Annotated in this window: 19 protein-coding genes; 10 read left to right on the forward strand and 9 right to left on the reverse strand. The window is 63.2% G+C overall.

Annotated features, from left to right (window positions below; genetic code table 11):
• Nucleotides 1-11: 11 nt before the first annotated feature.
• The 3 genes from hmgA (at nucleotide 12) to FJ951_RS14950 (ending at nucleotide 3013) form a co-directional block, all read left to right on the forward strand.
• Nucleotides 12-1325 carry a homogentisate 1,2-dioxygenase gene (gene hmgA / locus FJ951_RS14940; RefSeq protein WP_140515599.1) on the forward strand — a complete coding sequence of 438 codons (1314 nt, stop codon included), beginning with the start codon at nucleotides 12-14 and terminating at the stop codon, nucleotides 1323-1325.
• Nucleotides 1326-1443: 118 nt separating this feature from the next.
• Nucleotides 1444-2457, forward strand: a complete 1014-nt coding sequence (locus tag FJ951_RS14945; RefSeq protein WP_140515601.1) for a fumarylacetoacetate hydrolase family protein — start codon at nucleotides 1444-1446, stop codon at nucleotides 2455-2457.
• Nucleotides 2458-2476: 19 nt separating this feature from the next.
• Nucleotides 2477-3013, forward strand: a complete 537-nt coding sequence (locus FJ951_RS14950; RefSeq protein ID WP_140515603.1) for a DinB family protein — start codon at nucleotides 2477-2479, stop codon at nucleotides 3011-3013.
• Nucleotides 3014-3022: 9 nt separating this feature from the next.
• Here FJ951_RS14950 and FJ951_RS14955 read toward each other — a convergent pair whose 3' ends face one another.
• From FJ951_RS14955 to hppD, 3 genes are all read right to left on the reverse strand, one after another.
• Nucleotides 3023-3400 carry a type II toxin-antitoxin system VapC family toxin gene (locus FJ951_RS14955; RefSeq protein ID WP_140515605.1) on the reverse strand — a complete coding sequence of 126 codons (378 nt, stop codon included), beginning with the start codon at nucleotides 3398-3400 and terminating at the stop codon, nucleotides 3023-3025.
• Nucleotides 3397-3621, reverse strand: a complete 225-nt coding sequence (locus FJ951_RS14960) for a type II toxin-antitoxin system prevent-host-death family antitoxin (protein WP_023813589.1) — start codon at nucleotides 3619-3621, stop codon at nucleotides 3397-3399. Before FJ951_RS14960 ends, FJ951_RS14955 begins: the two co-directional genes overlap by 4 nt.
• Nucleotides 3622-3691: 70 nt before the next feature.
• Nucleotides 3692-4804: a 4-hydroxyphenylpyruvate dioxygenase gene (hppD, locus tag FJ951_RS14965; protein ID WP_140515607.1), complete on the reverse strand. Its 1113-nt coding sequence runs from the start codon at nucleotides 4802-4804 to the stop codon at nucleotides 3692-3694.
• 138 nt (nucleotides 4805-4942) lie between these two features.
• On the opposite strand from hppD, the gene FJ951_RS14970 reads away from it, so the two are divergent.
• Nucleotides 4943-5410: an Lrp/AsnC family transcriptional regulator gene (locus tag FJ951_RS14970; protein ID WP_140515609.1), complete on the forward strand. Its 468-nt coding sequence runs from the start codon at nucleotides 4943-4945 to the stop codon at nucleotides 5408-5410.
• Here FJ951_RS14970 and FJ951_RS14975 read toward each other — a convergent pair.
• From FJ951_RS14975 to aztA, 4 genes are all read right to left on the reverse strand, one after another.
• Nucleotides 5407-5745, reverse strand: coding sequence for a TIGR01244 family sulfur transferase (locus tag FJ951_RS14975; protein ID WP_140494156.1), 339 nt, complete (start codon nucleotides 5743-5745; stop codon nucleotides 5407-5409). The two genes, FJ951_RS14970 and FJ951_RS14975, sit on opposite strands and share 4 nt — an antisense overlap.
• A 144-nt stretch (nucleotides 5746-5889) precedes the next feature.
• On the reverse strand, nucleotides 5890-6831 hold the full coding sequence (aztC, locus tag FJ951_RS14980) for a zinc ABC transporter substrate-binding protein AztC (protein WP_140515611.1): 942 nt from the start codon (nucleotides 6829-6831) through the stop codon (nucleotides 5890-5892).
• A 28-nt stretch (nucleotides 6832-6859) separates the two neighbouring features.
• Nucleotides 6860-7735, reverse strand: coding sequence for a zinc ABC transporter permease AztB (gene aztB / locus FJ951_RS14985; RefSeq protein WP_140515812.1), 876 nt, complete (start codon nucleotides 7733-7735; stop codon nucleotides 6860-6862).
• Nucleotides 7735-8568: a zinc ABC transporter ATP-binding protein AztA gene (gene aztA, locus FJ951_RS14990; RefSeq protein WP_140494152.1), complete on the reverse strand. Its 834-nt coding sequence runs from the start codon at nucleotides 8566-8568 to the stop codon at nucleotides 7735-7737. The genes aztB and aztA overlap by 1 nt, the downstream gene beginning before the upstream one ends.
• A gap of 221 nt (nucleotides 8569-8789) precedes the next feature.
• On the opposite strand from aztA, the gene FJ951_RS14995 reads away from it, so the two are divergent.
• On the forward strand, nucleotides 8790-9134 hold the full coding sequence (locus tag FJ951_RS14995) for a RidA family protein (protein ID WP_056562755.1): 345 nt from the start codon (nucleotides 8790-8792) through the stop codon (nucleotides 9132-9134).
• A 61-nt stretch (nucleotides 9135-9195) separates the two neighbouring features.
• Here the strand turns inward: FJ951_RS14995 and hutC are convergent, their stop codons facing one another.
• Nucleotides 9196-9942, reverse strand: coding sequence for a histidine utilization repressor (gene hutC / locus FJ951_RS15000; protein ID WP_140515613.1), 747 nt, complete (start codon nucleotides 9940-9942; stop codon nucleotides 9196-9198).
• A gap of 13 nt (nucleotides 9943-9955) precedes the next feature.
• Entirely contained in the window at nucleotides 9956-11311 is a 1356-nt protein-coding gene (locus tag FJ951_RS15005; protein ID WP_140515615.1) for a formimidoylglutamate deiminase, read from the reverse strand.
• Between the two features lie 96 nt (nucleotides 11312-11407).
• Between FJ951_RS15005 and hutI the strand changes: the two genes are divergently transcribed.
• The 5 genes from hutI (at nucleotide 11408) to FJ951_RS15030 (ending at nucleotide 17367) form a co-directional block, all read left to right on the forward strand.
• Nucleotides 11408-12643 carry an imidazolonepropionase gene (gene hutI, locus FJ951_RS15010; RefSeq protein ID WP_140515617.1) on the forward strand — a complete coding sequence of 412 codons (1236 nt, stop codon included), beginning with the start codon at nucleotides 11408-11410 and terminating at the stop codon, nucleotides 12641-12643.
• Nucleotides 12640-14175, forward strand: coding sequence for a histidine ammonia-lyase (gene hutH / locus FJ951_RS15015; RefSeq protein WP_140515619.1), 1536 nt, complete (start codon nucleotides 12640-12642; stop codon nucleotides 14173-14175). Before hutI ends, hutH begins: the two co-directional genes overlap by 4 nt.
• A gap of 70 nt (nucleotides 14176-14245) precedes the next feature.
• Nucleotides 14246-15061, forward strand: coding sequence for an N-formylglutamate deformylase (gene hutG / locus FJ951_RS15020; protein ID WP_140515621.1), 816 nt, complete (start codon nucleotides 14246-14248; stop codon nucleotides 15059-15061).
• Between the two features lie 36 nt (nucleotides 15062-15097).
• Nucleotides 15098-16768 (forward strand): urocanate hydratase, encoded by a 1671-nt coding sequence (hutU, locus tag FJ951_RS15025; protein ID WP_140515623.1) that lies wholly within the window; start codon nucleotides 15098-15100, stop codon nucleotides 16766-16768.
• Nucleotides 16769-16779: 11 nt separating this feature from the next.
• Nucleotides 16780-17367, forward strand: a complete 588-nt coding sequence (locus tag FJ951_RS15030) for a HutD family protein (protein WP_140515625.1) — start codon at nucleotides 16780-16782, stop codon at nucleotides 17365-17367.
• The last annotated feature ends 80 nt before the right edge of the window (nucleotides 17368-17447 follow it).

The following is a 17447-nucleotide window of genomic DNA, read 5'->3' on the forward strand; positions in this document are numbered from 1 at the left end:
AGGAGGAAGCGATGGCCTTTTCCTACATGCCGGGTTTCGGTAACGATTTCGAAACCGAAAGCCTGCCGGGTTCGCTGCCGCACGGGCGTAATTCACCGCAGCGGCCGGCCTACGGCCTCTATGCCGAGCAGCTCTCCGGTTCGCCCTTCACCGCGCCGCGCGGCACCAATGAGCGCTCCTGGCTTTACCGCATCAGGCCGAGCGTCAGACATACCGGGCGCTTCAAGTCGGTGAGCTATCCCTTCTGGAAAAGTGCGCCCAATGTCGGCGATCATGAGCTGGCGCTCGGCCAGTATCGCTGGAGCCCGGTGCCGATGCCGAAGGAGCCGACCGACTTCATCGCCGGCATGCGCTCGATCACCACCGCCGGCGACGTGCTTGGGCAGACCGGCATGGCGGCGCATGTCTATGTCGCCAACAGGTCGATGGTCGACGACCATTTCTTCAACGCCGACGGCGAGTTGCTGGTGGTGCCGCAGGTGGGCGCCTTGCGCTTCGTCACCGAGATGGGAGTCATCGAGCTCAGGCCCGGCGAGATCGCGGTCCTGCCGCGCGGCCTCGTCTTCAAGGTCGAACTGGTCGATGCCGAAGTGCGCGGCTATGTCTGCGAGAACTACGGCGCCAAGCTGACGATGCCCGACCGCGGCCCGATCGGCGCCAACTGCCTGGCCAATCCGCGCGATTTCAAGACGCCCTGCGCCTGGTTTGAGGAGAAGGAGACGCCCTGCCGGCTGATCGTCAAATGGTGCGGACATTTTCATGTCACGGAAATCGGCCATTCGCCCCTCGATGTGGTGGCGTGGCACGGCAACTATGCACCCTATAAATATGATCTGGCGGCGTTTTCGCCGGTTGGTGCGATCCTCTTTGACCACCCCGATCCGTCGATTTTCACGGTGCTGACGGCGCCGAGCGGCGAGGAGGGCACCGCCAACATCGATTTCGTCATCTTTCCGCCGCGCTGGCTGGTGGCGGAGGATACGTTCCGCCCGCCCTGGTATCACCGCAACATCATGAGCGAGTTCATGGGGCTGATTCACGGCCAGTACGACGCCAAGGAAGAAGGGTTCGTTCCCGGCGGCATCAGTCTGCACAATCTGATGCTGGCCCATGGCCCGGATGCACCTGGCTTCGAAAAGGCCTCGCGCGCGGATCTGAAACCGGTCAAGCTCGACAACACCATGGCCTTCATGTTCGAGACCCGGTTCCCGCAGATGCTGACCCGCTACGCTGCCGAACTCGACACCAGGCAGGACAATTACATCGACTGCTGGGCCGATCTGAAGAAGCGCTTCAATGGCACGCCCGAGGGCGATTGGTCCTGAAGGATCGCTGCCGCCGGAAAACTGCCTTCAGGAAAGTTGAGCCGGCGGCTTGACGATTGCCCATAACAGCCTTGTTGTGGGCCTTGCGGCGCAAGGCCGCGTCAGGAGAGGAAACCGCATGAAGCTTGCCACATTGAAGAACGGGATGCGCGACGGAAAGCTCGTCGTCGTCTCGCGCGATCTTACACGCTTCACTGATGCCTCCTTCCTGGTGCCGACGCTGCAGGCGGCGCTCGACGATTGGCGGCGGATTTCGCCGCATTTGGCCGCAATGGCGGAGTCGCTCGAGAGCAATGCGGTGCCGTCGGCGCGCTTTCACGAACATAATGCCCATTCGCCGCTGCCGCGCGCCTATCAATGGGCTGACGGTTCGGCCTATGTGAACCATGTCGAGCTGGTGCGAAAAGCACGCGGCGCCGAAATGCCGGCAAGCTTCTGGACCGACCCGCTGATCTATCAGGGCGGCTCCGACAGCTTCATCCCGCCGCGAGACCCGATCCGCATGGCCGACGAGGCCTTTGGCATCGACATGGAGGCGGAAGTCGCGGTCGTTGTCGATGATGTGCCGATGGGCGCTGGCCTTGAAAAAGCGCGGGAGGCGATTCGCCTGGTGATGCTGGTCAACGACGTGACGCTGCGTGCCATTACCGGACCGGAACTCGCCAAGGGGTTCGGCTTCTTTCAATCCAAGCCGTCCTCGGCCTTCTCGCCGGTCGCGGTGACGCCGGACGAGTTGGGCGAGGCCTGGGATGGCGGCAAGGTCAGCCTGCCGCTGCTTGCCGACCTCAACGGCAAACCTTTCGGCCGGGCGAATGCCGGCGTCGACATGACGTTCGATTTCCCCGCGCTCATCGTGTACGCGGCGAAAACACGGCCGCTGGCGGCCGGCACCATCATCGGCTCCGGCACCGTCTCCAACAAGCTCGGCGGTGAGCCTGGCAAACCTGTCTCGGCCGGCGGCGCGGGCTATTCCTGCATCGCCGAACTGCGCATGATCGAGACCATCGAGACAGGCGAGCCGAAGACGCCGTTCCTGCATTTCGGCGACACGGTGCGCATAGAGATGAAGGATAAGGCCGGGCATTCGATCTTCGGCGCCATCGAGCAGACGGTCGAGAAATATGAAGGGTGAGAGCGCAAGAAGTTGAAGGATGAACCTGCTTGATCATCTGCGCCGCATGGCCCGCAACAATCGCTGGTCGAACGACCGGCTCTACCGCGCCGTGCTTATGCTGGGGCCTGGTGAATTCGAAGCCAATCGCATCAGCTTCTTCCCTTCGATAAGGGCGACGCTCAACCACATCCTTGCGGTCGATCTTCTCTATCTCGATTTTCTGGAGCAGGGCGGTATCGGCGCCGCAGTGTACGATGATTTCGTGCCGTTCGATAGCGCAGCCGACTTGTCAGTGGCCCAGATCAAGTTCGACCGCAGGCTGATCACCTTCTGCGATGCCTTGTTGGAAGCCGACCTCGACCGCCATGTCATCACTGACCGGCGTGGAGACGGCATGATCCCGGAAAAGATCGGCGATATCCTCGCCCATGTTTTCCTGCATGACATCCACCATCGCGGCCAGGTGCACGCGATGCTGTCCGGCACGTCGGTCGCGCCGCCGCAACTCGACGAGTTCCTGCTCGATTATGATTTGAAGCTGAGGCAGGAGGAGGTTGGACGGCTGGGTTTGTGAGACCACTGCTTATGTCAGGGCGACGTCGTAGCGGGCGAAATGCGGGTCGGATGTCATGATGGTTAGTTTGTCCGTTTGCGCCTGCGCAATCAGTAGTCTGTCGAATGGATCGCCATGGTGGTGGGGTAGGCCAGCGACAGCGTTCGCATGCTGGAAGGTGACGGCGAGCGGCTGAAATTGCATCCTTGGAAGCAGTGTTGGCAGATCATCCGGCGCATCGAGTTTTCTGATTGAGCGCTTGATGGCAATTTCCCAGACGCTTGCCGCGCTGGCGAACACCACCGCTTCCGAAGCCAGGATGGCGCGGTAGTGCTTGCTGAGACGTCGATCGTCCGAAATCGACCAAAGGATGATATGTGTATCGGCGAGAAACGGGCCGATCATCATTTGACGTACTCGTCCCATTCGGGGCCGAGTTCGTCAAAATCGTCCGCAATCCAGATCTTGCCTTTCAACGCGCCGATACGCGGCAAGGGTTCCGCCGCTGCCGGAGGCACGATACGCGCAGCCACCTTGCCGTGGCGCGTGAGTACAATCTCTTCACCGGCTTCCGCGCGGCTGACGAGTTCCGACAATTTGGCCTTGGCCTCGGCGATGGAAACATTCATGGCTCGATCCTTTGTGACCATAATTTAGGTCATAATTTATCGAACCGCAAGCCGCCTGGTCGGGATCGATCTACTCAGCGGCCTGCACCTTGATCACGCCGCGCTTGATCTGGTCCTGCTCGATCGATTCGAACAGTGCGCGGAAATTGCCTTCGCCAAAGCCTTCGTCGCCTTTGCGCTGGATGAATTCGAAGAAGATCGGTCCGATCACGGTCTTGGAGAAGATCTGCAAGAGGATCTTCGTCGTGCCGCCGTCGACCACGCCTTCACCGTCGATCAAAATGCCATGCTTCTTCATGCGCTCGATCGGCTCGTCATGGCCGTTCACGCGTGCATGCGACATCTCGTAATAGGTCTCCGGCGGGCCGGGCATGAATTTCAGCCCATTGGCGGCAAGCTTGTCGGTGGCCTCGTAGATCGCGTCGGTGCCCACCGCTATGTGCTGGATGCCCTCGCCATTGTACTTCTTCAGATATTCGGCGATCTGGCTGGTGTCGTCCTTGGACTCGTTGAGCGGAATGCGGATCTTGCCGCAGGGCGAGGTGATCGCCCGGCTGACCAGCCCGGTGATCTTGCCGTCGATGTCGAAGAAATGGATCTGCTTGAAGCCAAACAGGTCGCGGTAGAAATCCCACCATTTGTCCATGTTGCCGCGGTAGACATTATGCGTGAGGTGGTCGAGGAAATAGAAGCCGACGCCTTCCGGCCTGGGGTCGCGTTTGCCCAGCCATTCGAATTCGGCATCATAGGCCGAACCCCTCTCGCCATAGGTTTCGATGAAGTAGAGCAGCGAGCCGCCGATGCCAACGATCGCCGGCACGTCAAGCGTCTTGTCGGCGCCTTCGTAAGGCGTGGCTCCTTTCGATACCGCGTGTTCGAAGGCATGCTTGGCGTCCACGACCCGCCACGCCATCGAGGAGGCGCATGGGCCATGCTTGTCGACGAACTTCATCGCATGCGAGCTGGGCTCGGCGTTGACGACATAGTTGATGTCGCCTTGCCGCCAGACAGTGATGTCCTTGGTGCGATGCCTGGCCACGGCTACGTAGCCCATGCGGGTGAACAACTCGGCCAGCTTCCGCGGCTCCGGATGCGCGAATTCGACGAACTCGAAACCGTCGGTGCCGGCAGGGTTGGTCTTGCTGATCTTGGCGGGCGGGGCGTCGTGCGGGAAGGGACCCATGATAATCCTCCGGAAGCTGGCTTGGCCTGGATGGGCCATCTCAACTCATCATAGCGCGGGCAGGTCGCACGGTGCTTGCATTCAAACGCTTGAAATGTTTATCTGATGCATGAAATGTGCATGGTTTTTGGAAGTATCATGAATGATGCGCGTCTTGATCAGTTTGATCGCAAGATATTGGCGCTGTTGCAGTGTGACGCACGGCTCACCAACAACGACCTTTCGGAGCGGGTGAACCTCTCGGCCTCGCAATGCTCGCGCCGCCGCCAGCGGCTTGAGGAGGACGGCTATATCAAGGGCTATCGCGCCGTGCTTGACCGCGACCGGCTGGGCTTTTCGCTGGTCAACGTCATCTCGGTGACCTTGGCCACTCACAACCGCGACAATGCGCGGCGCTTCGGCGAACTGGTGGCGCGGCTGCCCGAAGTGCAGGAGGCGCACGCGCTGACCGGCGAAATGGATTATATCCTGAAGGTGGTTACGCCCGACCTGAAATCATTGTCGGAGTTCGTCAATGGCGTGCTCTTGCCCCACGAATCTGTGCAGCACGTCAAGACGGCGATTGTGCTCGAGACGCTCAAGGAGACGGGCGCGCTGCCAATCTAACCCTTCGACTGCTGAATCAGCCCATAGAGATTGGTGCAGCGGGCGCCGGAACGGCAGTAGGCGAACACCGGGCCTTCCAACTCGTCGAGCGCTTGTCCCTGGTCCTCGACATTCTCCGCCGTGATCTGGCCGCTGATGACGGGGATGTAGCGGAAGGCAAGCCCGGCAGCCTCGACTGCGGCCTTGAGCGTGTCGGCCGAAGGCTGGCCGGGCTGCTCGTCGTCCGGCCGGTTGCAGATCACGCTCTTGAAGCCTGCTGCCTTGATGGCGGCGACGTCCTCGGGCTGGATCTGGCCCGAGACCGAATAGTCCTCGCTGATCTCGCGGTATTCCATTGTGGTGTCCTCGCAATCTGGTTGGGCAGTCTTGCCACTCCCCGGCACGGCCGGCAATCCACGCCGAGGGATTTCTCTGCCAAATAGCGAGTGCTGACCGGAAAATCCAACCGGGCCGCGAGGGCCCGGTTGGGTCGGAGCGGCTCAACTGCCGAGGATCGCGCCTTTGATCTGCGTGATGTTGTTGTGCATCATGTCGACATAGGTCGAGGCCGGGCCTTCGGGCTGCGACAGCGCGTCGGAATAGAGCGTGCCGCCGACCTTGATGCCGGTCTCGCTGGCGATCTGCTCGATCAGGCGCGGATTGGTGATGTTCTCGACGAAGATCGCCGCCGCTTTGTCCTGCTTGACCTGCTCGACCAGCTTGGCGACGTCGGCGGCCGACGGTTCGGAATCCGTCGAGACGCCCTCCGGCGCTAGGAAGGTCAGGCCGTATTCGTGCTCGAAATAGCCGAACGCGTCATGCGAGGTGATGACAACGCGTTTTGCCTCGGGGATGGACTGGATCGCCGCCTTCACCTCGCTTTCGAGCGCGTCGAGCTTCTTTGTGTAAGCCGCGGCGTTGGTCTGGTAGCTGACGCAGCCATCATTGTCGGCCGCGCAGAACGCTTCGGCAATGTTCTTCACATAGATCTTGGCGTTGGCGATCGACTGGAAGGCATGTGGGTCGGTGACCGTCTTGCCGGCGCCGGTACCCGCGCCCTCCGCCGCGTCCGCATCGGCGAATTCCGGTTTGAAGTCGATCGCCGCCACGCCCTTGGTCAGGGTGACGATCGAGGCCTTAGTGGCGCTGGCATCGACCAGCCGCTGTAGAAAGCCCTCGAAATGCAGGCCGTTGACCAGCACCAGATCGGCGCCCGCCATGGCTACCGCATCAGCCGGGCTCGGCTCGTAGACATGCGCATCGCCGTCGGGTCCCACGATGGTGGTGATGTTGACGCGGTCGCCGCCAACATTCCTGGCGAAATCAGCAATGACGGTAAAACTTGCGACCACTTTCAAGGGCGCCGCAAAGGCCGACGACGCGTCGAGAGCAGTTAATGTTATAACGCTCATCGTAAGGGCGGCGCGGATCGATTTCAACATGGGCGGTCTCCTTGGAGGCTGGGGTGGATCAGGCCGTCCGATGACGGTGATGGATGATGCGGGCGCGCAGCGCGCCGCGTGTGCCGAACAGGATCGAGGCGAAATAGACGACGCCTGCCGACAGGATGATCGCCGGGCCTGAGGGCAGCGAGGCGTGGTAGGACAGAAGCAGTCCGGCGATGCAGGAGGCAAAGCCGATCAGCACGGCCAGCACGCACATCGGTTCGACGCGCACGGTCCAGAAACGGGCCGCGGCGGCCGGCAGCATCATCAGTCCGACCGACAGAAGCGTGCCCAGCGCCTGGAAGCCGCCAACGAGGTTGAGCACGACGAGGCCGAGGAAAATGAAATGCACCGGACTGCCCCACCGGCTGACCGAGCGCAGGAACAGCGGGTCGAGGCATTCGGCGACCAAGGCCCGCCAGAAGACGGCGAGACTGGCAAGCGTCACCAGCACGATGCCGCCGATCAGCGTCAGCGCTTCATCGTTGAGCGCCAGCACCGTACCGAACAGCACATGCATGAGGTCGACGCTGGAGCCACGGACCGAAACCATCAGCACGCCGACGGCGAGCGAAATCAGGTAGAAGGCGGCCATCGAGGCGTCTTCGCGCTGGATGGTGAATCGCGAGACGGCGCCCGCGCCGAGTGCAACGACGATGCCGGCGATCAGGCCGCCAATGGTCATCGGCAGGATTTCCAGCCCGTAAAGCAGGAAGCCGGCGGCGGCGCCCGGCAGGATCGCGTGCGCCATGGCGTCACCCGAGAGGCTCATGCGCCGCAACATCAGGAACACGCCGACCGGACAGGCGCCGAGCGACAGCATCAACGAGCCGAACAGCGCCCGCTGCATGAAGGCGAAATCGGCGAAAGGCGCGATGAAGAGTTCGTAGAAGACGTTCATCATGCAGCCCTTGGTCCGGCGCCATGATGGTGGTGACGATCCTGTGCATGGGCAGGCTCATCATGATTGTGATCATGTCCGTCATGGTCATGATCGGGTCCGCCCGGCTCGCACCATGGCGCGTTCTCTTCCCACGCTTCATGGAAGCGCCTGGCCCGCAGGAGATTCTCAGGCCGCAGCGTCTCCTTCGTCTCGCCCCAGGCGACAGGCTGGCGGGCCAGCAGCAGCGTTTCGGGAAAATTCTGCCGGACAAGGTCGAGGTCGTGGACGACGACCATGATTGTGCGTTCCTCGCCATGCCAGCGCTTGATCAGCGCAATAAGATCGCCCATCGTCTTTGCATCGACGGCGTTGAACGGCTCGTCGAGCAGGATTAGATCCGCATCCTGCAACAGCACGCGGGCAAACAAGGTGCGCTGCAACTGGCCGCCCGACAGCGTGTCGATCGGGCGGGTCTCGAAGCCGCCAAGGCCGACCGCCATCAACGCCTCGCTGACGGATTGGCGATCCTCCTTGGTATGGCGGCCGAGCAGCCCGCGTTTCGGCCACAGGCCGAGCGAGACCAGATCGACGACCCGGGCCGGAAAGCTGCGGTCGAGTTCCGACTGCTGCGGCAGATAGGCGGCGCGCACCCCAGGCGCCCGCGTCACAGCGCCGGCCATCGGCTTCAGCACGCCGACGATACCCTTCATCAACGTCGACTTGCCCGAACCATTGGCGCCAACGACGGCGGTCAGCGAGCCTTTGCGTATGATGCCGTCCAGATGATGGATCGCCGGATGGCTGTTATAGCCAAGCGTCAGGTCACGGAATGTCAGGCAGGTTTCGGTCATTTGACGGTCCGTGGGGCGGTAGTGCGGCTGCCGGGCAGCGCCGATTGGATATGTGATGTTATTACATTAGTCAACAAGCCAATCGAGCGGAATTGTGGCTGCCGGCTCAACTTGCCGTGACTCTCCGGCGCCGCTGGTCCAAGGGGATTTGGAACGCTCGGCCTTGCCCGAAGCCGGTGCCAACTCTAAAGAGGCGCGACCACAAAGGAAGGAAACCTCCCATGAGCATTCGTCGCATCGATGTTGGCCCGCGCATGAGCCAGATCGTCATTCACGGCAATACCGTCTATCTGGCCGGCCAGGTCGGAGAGCCGGGCGGCAATGTCGCCTCGCAGACTCGCGATATTCTGGCGACGATCGACGAATTGCTGGCCAAGGCCGGCACCGACAAGACCAAGATCGTCCAGGCGATCATCTGGCTGGCCGACATGGGCACCTTCGCCGAGATGAACTCGGAATGGGACAAGTGGGTGCCGCAGGGCCACACACCCGCACGCGCCACCGGCGAAGCCAAGCTCGCCGGTCCGGAATATCTGGTCGAGATCATTATCACCGCGGCGATCTGAGGCGCTGCGCTTTCCCTTCTCCCCTTCCTTGCGAGGCAAAAAGGGGAGAAGGGAAGAGATGCTATCCGTGTGACGGCGTGAATCTTGCCACCAACGTGTGGCTCTCGGCTGCATAGGTGAAGCGCACATGGGTGACCGGGTGCTCGGCGCTCCATGTTCGGCGCTCGACCACAAGACAGGCCGCACCAAGGCCGATGTCGAGGGCATCGGCAACACGCTCGTCGGCGGCAACAGCACGAATGCGATGCTCGGCCTCGCTCCACGGCACACGGCCGATCAGCCACGGGCCCGGCGCAATATCCAGGAACTCTTCCTCGCCGGCTTCCTTGACGGCGGAGAGATTGATCAGCCGCTCTTCGAGCGCGAACGGCCGTTCTCCGGCGAAATGCAGGCATTCCAGCGATAGTACCCAACCCGAGGCAGAAAGCCCGAGCAGCGACCGGTCTTGCGCGCTGCTGCGCCGCTTCAGGCGCGCCAGCCGCTCATAGCGATAGGGCAGCCCGAGCGCTTCGACCTCGATCCTGATGTCATGGATTTCCAGCACCGCCGCTTGCGATTGCGGCTGACGCACGAAGCTGCCTGAGCGCCGGCGGCGTTCGATCAGTCCTGACTTGGCAAGCTGCGACAGCGCCTTGTTCACCGTCATGCGCGAGCAATCATATTCGGCCGTCAGCTCGTGCTCGAACGGGATGCGATGCCCCGGCGCCCAGGCGCCGGACAGGATTTTCTCGCTTATGTCCGACAGGATGCGCTGATGCAGCGACACCGTCTCGCCGCCCTCCGTCTCCGCTGTCGCCACCATGCTCATGGGCTGTCTCTGATCAGCCTGCCGAAAGCGCGGTCATGACATTGCGGAAACACGCCGCGATGGCGTCGCGCCTGGCGTGCCTGCCGCCGCTGACTTGCTTTTGGCCGTGCACCCAGACGCAATCGACCTTGGTGCCGTTGGCGAAGATCCAGGCGTCGAGGATCGCGTCTCCGGTCTTGCCGGCAAGCGAAGCCTGGCTGTGGTCGAGCGATACGAGGTCGGCGGATGCGCCAATGGCGATCCGCGAGGCGCCGGCGCCAAGGGCGACGCTGCCGCCGTCAAGCGCTGCGTCGAACAGCGCGCGGCCGGTCGAGCCGCCGGCGACCGCCAGCACGTTGCGGGCGCGGTGGGCAAGACGCTGCGAATATTCGAGTTGCCGAAGTTCGTCCGGCAGCCCGATCAGCACGTTGGAATCGGAGCCGACGCCGAAGCGGCCGCCATGTTGCGCGAACAGCGGCGCCGCAAAAATGCCATCGCCGAGATTGGCTTCGGTGATCGGGCACAGCCCCGCGATCGCGCCGCTTTTTGCCATCGCCATGGTCTCGGTATCGGTCATATGGGTGGCATGGATCAGGCACCAGCGCCGGTCGACATTGGCATGGCCAAGCAGAAACTCGACTGGACGCGCGCCCGACCAGGCGATGCAGTCCTCGACCTCCTTCACTTGTTCCGCGACGTGGATGTGGATCGGTCCCTCCGGCGTCATCGCAGCGACTTGTCGCAACTCCTCGACCGTCGCCGCACGCAAACTATGGGGGGCGACGCCGATGACCGCTTGATTCAAGGTGCGAACGCATTCGCGACTTTTCTCAACCAGGCGTGAGAACCGGTTAACATCATTGAGAAATCTGCGCTGACCTTCGTTGGGAGCCGCGCCGCCGAAAGAAGAGTGTGCATAGAAGACCGGCAGCAGCGTCAAGCCTATGCCGGTTTCTGCGGCGGCGGCCGCGATGCGCTCGGCCATTTCGGCAATGTTGGCGTAGGGCTTTCCGTCGCGGTCGTGATGCAGATAATGAAATTCGCCCACACGCGAAAAGCCGGCCTCCAGCATCTCGACATAGAGCTGGGCGGCTACCGCCTCGACCTGGTCGGGCGTCATCGACAGCGCGAAACGGTACATCACCTCGCGCCAACTCCAGAAACTGTCGGCCGACGGGCCGCGCAACTCGGCAAGTCCGGCCATGCCGCGCTGGAACGCGTGGCTATGCAGGTTGGGCATGCCCGGCAGGACGATGGCGTGGCGCTCGTCGCCGGTGTTCGGCGCAACCCCGGCGTCGATTGCCGCAACGCGGCCTCCGCCCAGGGCGATGCGCACATTGCTTCGCCAGCCTTCCGGCAGAAGCGCCTGTTCCGCAAAGATCGCCGTCACGTTGTTCTCCGAATCCTGGCTTATGATGACAATAGCACTTGCGGTGCTTTTTAATATGTATATACATAACCGCCATCCTTTCAAAGGGAAAATATGATGGCTGGAGAAAGCAGGAGCCGGACGGCGGCGGTTCGCATATGGCGCAATGCGCGCCTTGCGACTTTTGCCGAAGGTGCGGCAGGGCAGGGCGTCGTCGAAAAGGGCGCCGTCGCCGCGCGTGACGGCATCATCGTCTATGCCGGAGCCGAAGCCGATATTCCGGCGGCGTTCGAGCGGTATGCCGAGATTGTCGATTGCGAGGGTCGCTGGATCACGCCCGGCCTGATCGACTGCCACACCCATCTCGTCCACGCCGGCGACCGCGCCAACGAGTTCGAGATGCGGCTGGCCGGCGCCACCTATGAGGAGGTCGCCAGGGCCGGCGGCGGCATCGTCTCGTCGGTCAGGGCCTTGCGTGCCGCGGGTGAGGACGAACTGGTCGCTCAGACACTGCCGCGTCTGGATGCGCTGATCGCGGAGGGCGCTACCACCGTCGAGGTCAAGTCCGGCTATGGCCTTGACCTGGAAAACGAGAAAAAGTCGCTGCGCGCGGCGCGCCGTTTGGGCGCCGAGCGCCCGGTGACGATCCGCACGACCTTTCTCGGCGCCCATGCCTTGCCGCCGGAAGCCAAGGGCGACAAGGACGCCTTCATCGATCTCATCACCGCCACGATCCTGCCGGCCATCGCTGCCGACGGGCTTGCCGACGCCGTCGATGGTTTCTGCGAAGGCATCGCGTTTTCGGTCGAGCAGATGGCACGGGTCTTCGAAGCCGCAAAGGCGCTTGGCCTGCCGGTAAAGCTCCATGCCGACCAATTGTCGAACCTGCATGGCGCCGAGCTTGCCGCGCGCTATGGCGCGCTGTCGGCCGACCATCTCGAATATACCGATGAGGCAGGCGCGGCGGCAATGGCTGCATCGGGCAGCGTGGCGACGATCCTGCCCGGCGCTTACTATTTTATTCGCGAGACAAAGAAACCTCCGATCGAATTATTCCGCAGGCATGACGTCAGGATGGCCGTCGCCACCGACAACAATCCCGGCACCTCGCCGCTGACGTCGTTGCTGCTGACCATGAACATGGCGGCGACCTTGTTCGACATGACGGTCGATGAATGCCTCGCGGGCGTGACCCGCGAAGCCGCCCGCGCACTGGGTCTGCTCGGACAGACCGGCACGCTGGAGGCGGGCAAATCCGCCGATCTAGCGATCTGGAGCATCGAGCGCCCTGCCGAACTCGTCTACCGCATGGGCTTCAACCCCTTGCACGCGCGCATCTGGAGAGGACAATGACCGAACTCGTACTGAAACCCGGCAACGTGACCCTGGCCGACTGGCGCGCCATCTATCGCGGCGCCGTGCCCAGGCTCGACGATGCCTGCCGGCCAAAGATCAAGGCGAGTGCGGAGGCTGTCGCACGCATCGTCGCCAAGGGCGAGCCGGTCTATGGCATCAACACCGGTTTCGGCAAACTGGCCAGCGTCCGCATTCCTGCCCAGGATCTCGAAACGCTTCAGCGTAACATCGTGCTCTCGCACGCCGCCGGCGTCGGCGAGCCGATGCCGGTCGCTGTTTGCAGGCTGATGATGGCCTTGAAGCTTGCCAGCCTGGCGCAGGGCGCCTCCGGCGTGCGGTCGCGCACCATCGAGCTGCTGGAAGCGATGCTGGCCAACGATGTCATCCCGGTGGTGCCGGCGCAAGGTTCGGTCGGCGCCTCCGGCGACCTCGCGCCGCTGTCACACATGACGGCCGTGATGATCGGCGTCGGCGAATGCTTCACGCCGCATGGCCGCTTCCCGGCCAAGGTCGCCTTCGTCTCGCATGGGCTGGAGCCTGTCATCCTTGGCGCCAAGGAAGGGCTGGCGCTGCTTAACGGCACGCAGTTCTCGACCGCCTACGCGCTGGCGGGCTTGTTCGAGGCCGAAGTTCTCTACCAGTCGGCACTGGTCGCGGGTGCACTGTCCACCGACGCCGCCAGGGGCTCGGACGCCCCCTTCGATCCGCGCATCCATCTCTTGAGGAAGCATCGCGGCCAGATCGAGACGGCGAATGCGCTGCGCAGTCTGATGGCCGGCAGCGCCATCCGCGAATCCCACCGCGTCGGCGACGAGCGCGTGCAGGATCCCTATTGCCTGCGCTGCCAGCCGCAGGTGATGGGGGCCGCTCTGGACGTGTTGCGCAAGGCGGCCGACACGCTCGGCACGGAAGCCAATGGCGTCACCGACAATCCCTTGATCTTCGCCGAGGACGACACCGCCTTGTCGGGCGGCAATTTCCATGCCGAGCCGGTGGCTTTCGCTGCCGACATGATCGCACTCGCCGTCTGCGAGATCGGCTCGCTGTCGGAGCGCCGCATCGCCATGCTGGTCGACCCTGCGCTGTCGGGCATGCCCGCCTTTTTGACGCCGAAGCCCGGCCTGAATTCCGGCTTCATGATCCCGCAGGTGACGGCGGCAGCGCTGGTTTCCGAAAACAAGCAGAAGGCCTATCCAGCAAGCGTCGATTCGATCCCGACCTCGGCCAACCAGGAGGATCACGTCTCGATGGCCGCACATGGTGCGCGCCGGCTGATCGGCATGGTCGAGAACGCCACGGCCGTCATCGGCATCGAGTTGCTGGCCGCGACCCAGGGCTGCGATTTCCACGCGCCGCTCGCTTCCAGCACCGCACTCGAAGCGGTGCGCAAATTGGTCAGGGCGGAGGTGCCGCATCTCGACAACGACCGGCATTTCCATCCCGACATGGAGAAAGCCATCGCCATGGTGCGCAGCGGTGCAGCGATGAAGGCGGCGAGCGCGGTGGCGCTGCCGGGAATTGCCTCATGAGAATGCTTGGCATGGTAGGTTACGTTCCTTCTCATCCCAGCCGTAGAGCTCCAACCTGCGGAGGCCTCGCATGACACCTCCTTGGCTGACGGTAAAACAAGGCACCGCGCCGCTGCTGGTTTCCATGCCGCACACCGGCATCGATCTCGCCGGTCTCGACAACCGGCTGGTCTCGAGCTGGCTTGGCCAGCGCGACTGCGACTGGTGGATCGACAAGCTCTATGATTTCGCCGCAGGTCTTGGCGCCACCGTCGTGCACACCGCCATCTCGCGCACCGTCATCGACGTCAATCGCGATCCGTCAGGCGCCTCGCTCTACCCTGGTCAGGCGACGACCGGGCTGTGCCCGACCGAAACCTTCGACGGCGATCCGCTCTACCGTACAGGCGAGGAACCGGGGCCGTCGGAAATCGACGAGCGCCGCCGAAAATTCTTCATGCCCTATCATGCCGCGCTCCAGGCCGAGGTCGACCGGCTGCGCGGATTGCATGGCAAAATCGTCCTCTATGACTGCCACTCGATCCGCTCTGTGCTGCCGCGCCTGTTCGATGGCACGCTGCCGGTCTTCAATCTCGGCACCAATGACGGCAAGAGCACGGATCCGGCGCTGCAGGAAAAGGTCGCCGGGATCCTGGCCGAGACCGGCGAGACCTTCGTGGTCAATGGCCGCTTCAAGGGCGGGTGGATCACGCGCCATTTCGGCCAGCCGCAAAACGGCGTCCATGCGCTGCAGATGGAACTGTCCAACCGCGGCTACATGCGAGAGCCCGAAGGCAAGGGCGCGCCCGACAACTGGCCGGTGCCTTACGACGCCGCCTTCGCCGCGCCGATCCGCGCCACGCTGACATCCATCCTCGAGACCGCGATTTCGTGGGTCGAGAGCTGACGCCTCGCCGCACTCATCTGAAAGGGAAGTGACGACATGACCGATCCTCGCCACAACATCCGCGAAGTGCGCAGCCCCCGCGGCGACAAGCTCAATGCCAGGTATTGGACGACCGAAGCGCCGCTGCGCATGCTGATGAACAATCTCGATCCCGATGTCGCCGAAAATCCCAACGAACTGGTCGTCTATGGCGGCATCGGCCGGGCGGCGCGCACCTGGAACGATTTCGACCGCATCGCCGCTTCGCTGAAGACGCTTGGCGAGGACGAGACGCTGCTGGTGCAGTCCGGCAAGCCGGTCGGCGTCTTCCGCACTCATCCCGACGCGCCGCGCGTTTTGATCGCCAACTCCAATCTGGTGCCGCATTGGGCGACCTGGGAGAAATTCAACGAGCTCGATAGGAAAGGCCTGATGATGTACGGCCAGATGACGGCCGGCTCGTGGATCTATATCGGCACGCAAGGCATCGTGCAGGGCACCTACGAGACCTTCGTCGAAGCCGGACGCCAGCACTATGGCGGCGATCTCAGGGGCAAATGGATCCTGACTGGCGGCCTCGGCGGCATGGGGGGCGCCCAGCCTCTCGCGGCCGTCATGGCCGGCGCCTGCTGCCTGGCCGTCGAATGCGATCCCGACCGCATCGATTTCCGGCTGCGCACCCGCTATGTCGACGAGCGGGCTGATACGCTTGATGAGGCGCTGGAGAAGATCGCGCGCTGGACCAGGGCAGGCGAGGCGAAATCGGTCGGCCTGGTCGGCAACACCGCCGATATCGTGCCGGAACTGGTGCGGCGCGGCGTGCGCCCCGACATGGTCACAGACCAGACTTCGGCGCACGATCCGTTGAACGGCTATCTGCCCAAGGGCTGGACGCTGGCCGAGTGGCGCGAGAAGCGCACGTCCGACCCGAAAGCAGTCGAGAAAGCCGCCCGCGCCTCGATGCGCGAGCATGTCGAGGCGATGGTGGCCTTCTGGAACGCCGGCGTGCCGACGCTCGACTACGGCAACAACATCCGCCAGGTCGCCAAGGAAGAAGGCTTCGAGAACGCCTTTGCCTTCCCAGGCTTCGTGCCGGCCTATATCCGGCCGCTGTTCTGCCGCGGCATCGGCCCCTTCCGCTGGGCGGCCCTTTCCGGCGATCCGGAGGACATCTACAAGACCGACGCCAAGGTGCGCGAACTGACGCTCGGCAACACGCATCTGCACAATTGGCTGGACATGGCGCGCGAGCGCATCGCTTTCCAGGGCTTGCCGGCGCGCATCTGCTGGGTCGGCCTCGGCGACCGCCACCGGCTGGGCCTGGCCTTCAACGAGATGGTCGCCAGAGGCGAACTCAAGGCGCCTGTCGTCATTGGCCGCGACCATCTCGATTCCGGCTCGGTCGCGTCGCCAAACCGCGAGACGGAGGCGATGAAGGACGGCTCGGACGCGGTGTCCGACTGGCCGCTGCTCAACGCCTTGCTCAACACGGCGTCGGGCGCCACCTGGGTGTCGCTGCACCATGGCGGCGGTGTCGGCATGGGCTTTTCCCAGCATGCCGGCATGGTCATCGTCGCCGACGGTACGGCTGAGGCCGCCAGGCGCCTGGAGCGGGTGCTGTGGAATGATCCGGCGACCGGCGTCATGAGGCACGCCGACGCCGGCTACGACATCGCCATCGATTGCGCCAGGGAGCATCAGCTCAATTTGCCCGGCATTCTGGGCTAACGGGCCGGCCGATGCGCGTCCTGCGGGCAGCCGGATACAAATCGATGCCGTGGAAGAACGGCGGCGGCGTGACGACGGAAATCGCCGTCTCGCCGGCCGATGCCGGGCTCGACACCTTCGATTGGCGTGTCTCGATGGCCCGCGTCGAAGGCAGCGGGCCGTTCTCCAGCTTTGCCGGCATTGACCGCACCCTGTCGGTATTGGAAGGCGAGGGGATCATTCTTGATGTCGCCGGCGAGCCGCCGGCGTGCCTGACCGCCGCTTCAGCGCCGTTTTCCTTTCCAGCCGACCGGCCGACCAGTGCCGAACTGATCGCCGGTCCGATCACCGATCTCAACGTGATGACCCGGCGTGGCCGCATGAGGCATTCCGTCGAACGCCTCGTAATGTCGAACCCTTTGGAAATCGGGATTGAAAGCAGAGCGACCCTCGTCCTGTGCCTGGGTGGGGAAGTCTTGGTTTCCGCCGCAGAGCCTATTCGCCTTAGCCACCTCGACGCACTCCTGACTGCCTCAGCCACAGCTGGCCTGCGCATCAAGCCCATCGACCACCCGACAGTATTCGTGGTCCGGATCGATGGCATTCGACCCAACGATTAACGCTTGTTTCCAAACATGATCGTGATGCCGGCGAAATATAGGGTAAGCTCCAGCCGGGATCACGAAAAAGCCTGAATCCT

It is taken from the genome of Mesorhizobium sp. B2-2-3 (genome assembly GCF_006442405.1).
Taxonomy (GTDB): domain Bacteria; phylum Pseudomonadota; class Alphaproteobacteria; order Rhizobiales; family Rhizobiaceae; genus Mesorhizobium.

Coding starts and splice junctions, on each gene's coding strand:
- FJ951_RS14960 (WP_023813589.1), bottom strand. CDS start 3,621: ATGAATGTTTCCATCGCCGAGGCCAAGGCCAAATTGTCGGAACTCGTC.
- FJ951_RS14945 (WP_140515601.1), top strand. CDS start 1,444: ATGAAGCTTGCCACATTGAAGAACGGGATGCGCGACGGAAAGCTCGTC.
- aztA (WP_140494152.1), bottom strand. CDS start 8,568: ATGACCGAAACCTGCCTGACATTCCGTGACCTGACGCTTGGCTATAAC.
- FJ951_RS15030 (WP_140515625.1), top strand. CDS start 16,780: ATGCGCGTCCTGCGGGCAGCCGGATACAAATCGATGCCGTGGAAGAAC.
- FJ951_RS14950 (WP_140515603.1), top strand. CDS start 2,477: ATGAACCTGCTTGATCATCTGCGCCGCATGGCCCGCAACAATCGCTGG.
- hutH (WP_140515619.1), top strand. CDS start 12,640: ATGACCGAACTCGTACTGAAACCCGGCAACGTGACCCTGGCCGACTGG.
- aztB (WP_140515812.1), bottom strand. CDS start 7,735: ATGAACGTCTTCTACGAACTCTTCATCGCGCCTTTCGCCGATTTCGCC.
- hppD (WP_140515607.1), bottom strand. CDS start 4,804: ATGGGTCCCTTCCCGCACGACGCCCCGCCCGCCAAGATCAGCAAGACC.
- aztC (WP_140515611.1), bottom strand. CDS start 6,831: ATGTTGAAATCGATCCGCGCCGCCCTTACGATGAGCGTTATAACATTA.
- hmgA (WP_140515599.1), top strand. CDS start 12: ATGGCCTTTTCCTACATGCCGGGTTTCGGTAACGATTTCGAAACCGAA.
- hutU (WP_140515623.1), top strand. CDS start 15,098: ATGACCGATCCTCGCCACAACATCCGCGAAGTGCGCAGCCCCCGCGGC.
- FJ951_RS14975 (WP_140494156.1), bottom strand. CDS start 5,745: ATGGAATACCGCGAGATCAGCGAGGACTATTCGGTCTCGGGCCAGATC.
- FJ951_RS14970 (WP_140515609.1), top strand. CDS start 4,943: ATGAATGATGCGCGTCTTGATCAGTTTGATCGCAAGATATTGGCGCTG.
- hutC (WP_140515613.1), bottom strand. CDS start 9,942: ATGAGCATGGTGGCGACAGCGGAGACGGAGGGCGGCGAGACGGTGTCG.
- hutG (WP_140515621.1), top strand. CDS start 14,246: ATGACACCTCCTTGGCTGACGGTAAAACAAGGCACCGCGCCGCTGCTG.
- FJ951_RS14995 (WP_056562755.1), top strand. CDS start 8,790: ATGAGCATTCGTCGCATCGATGTTGGCCCGCGCATGAGCCAGATCGTC.
- FJ951_RS14955 (WP_140515605.1), bottom strand. CDS start 3,400: ATGATGATCGGCCCGTTTCTCGCCGATACACATATCATCCTTTGGTCG.
- hutI (WP_140515617.1), top strand. CDS start 11,408: ATGGCTGGAGAAAGCAGGAGCCGGACGGCGGCGGTTCGCATATGGCGC.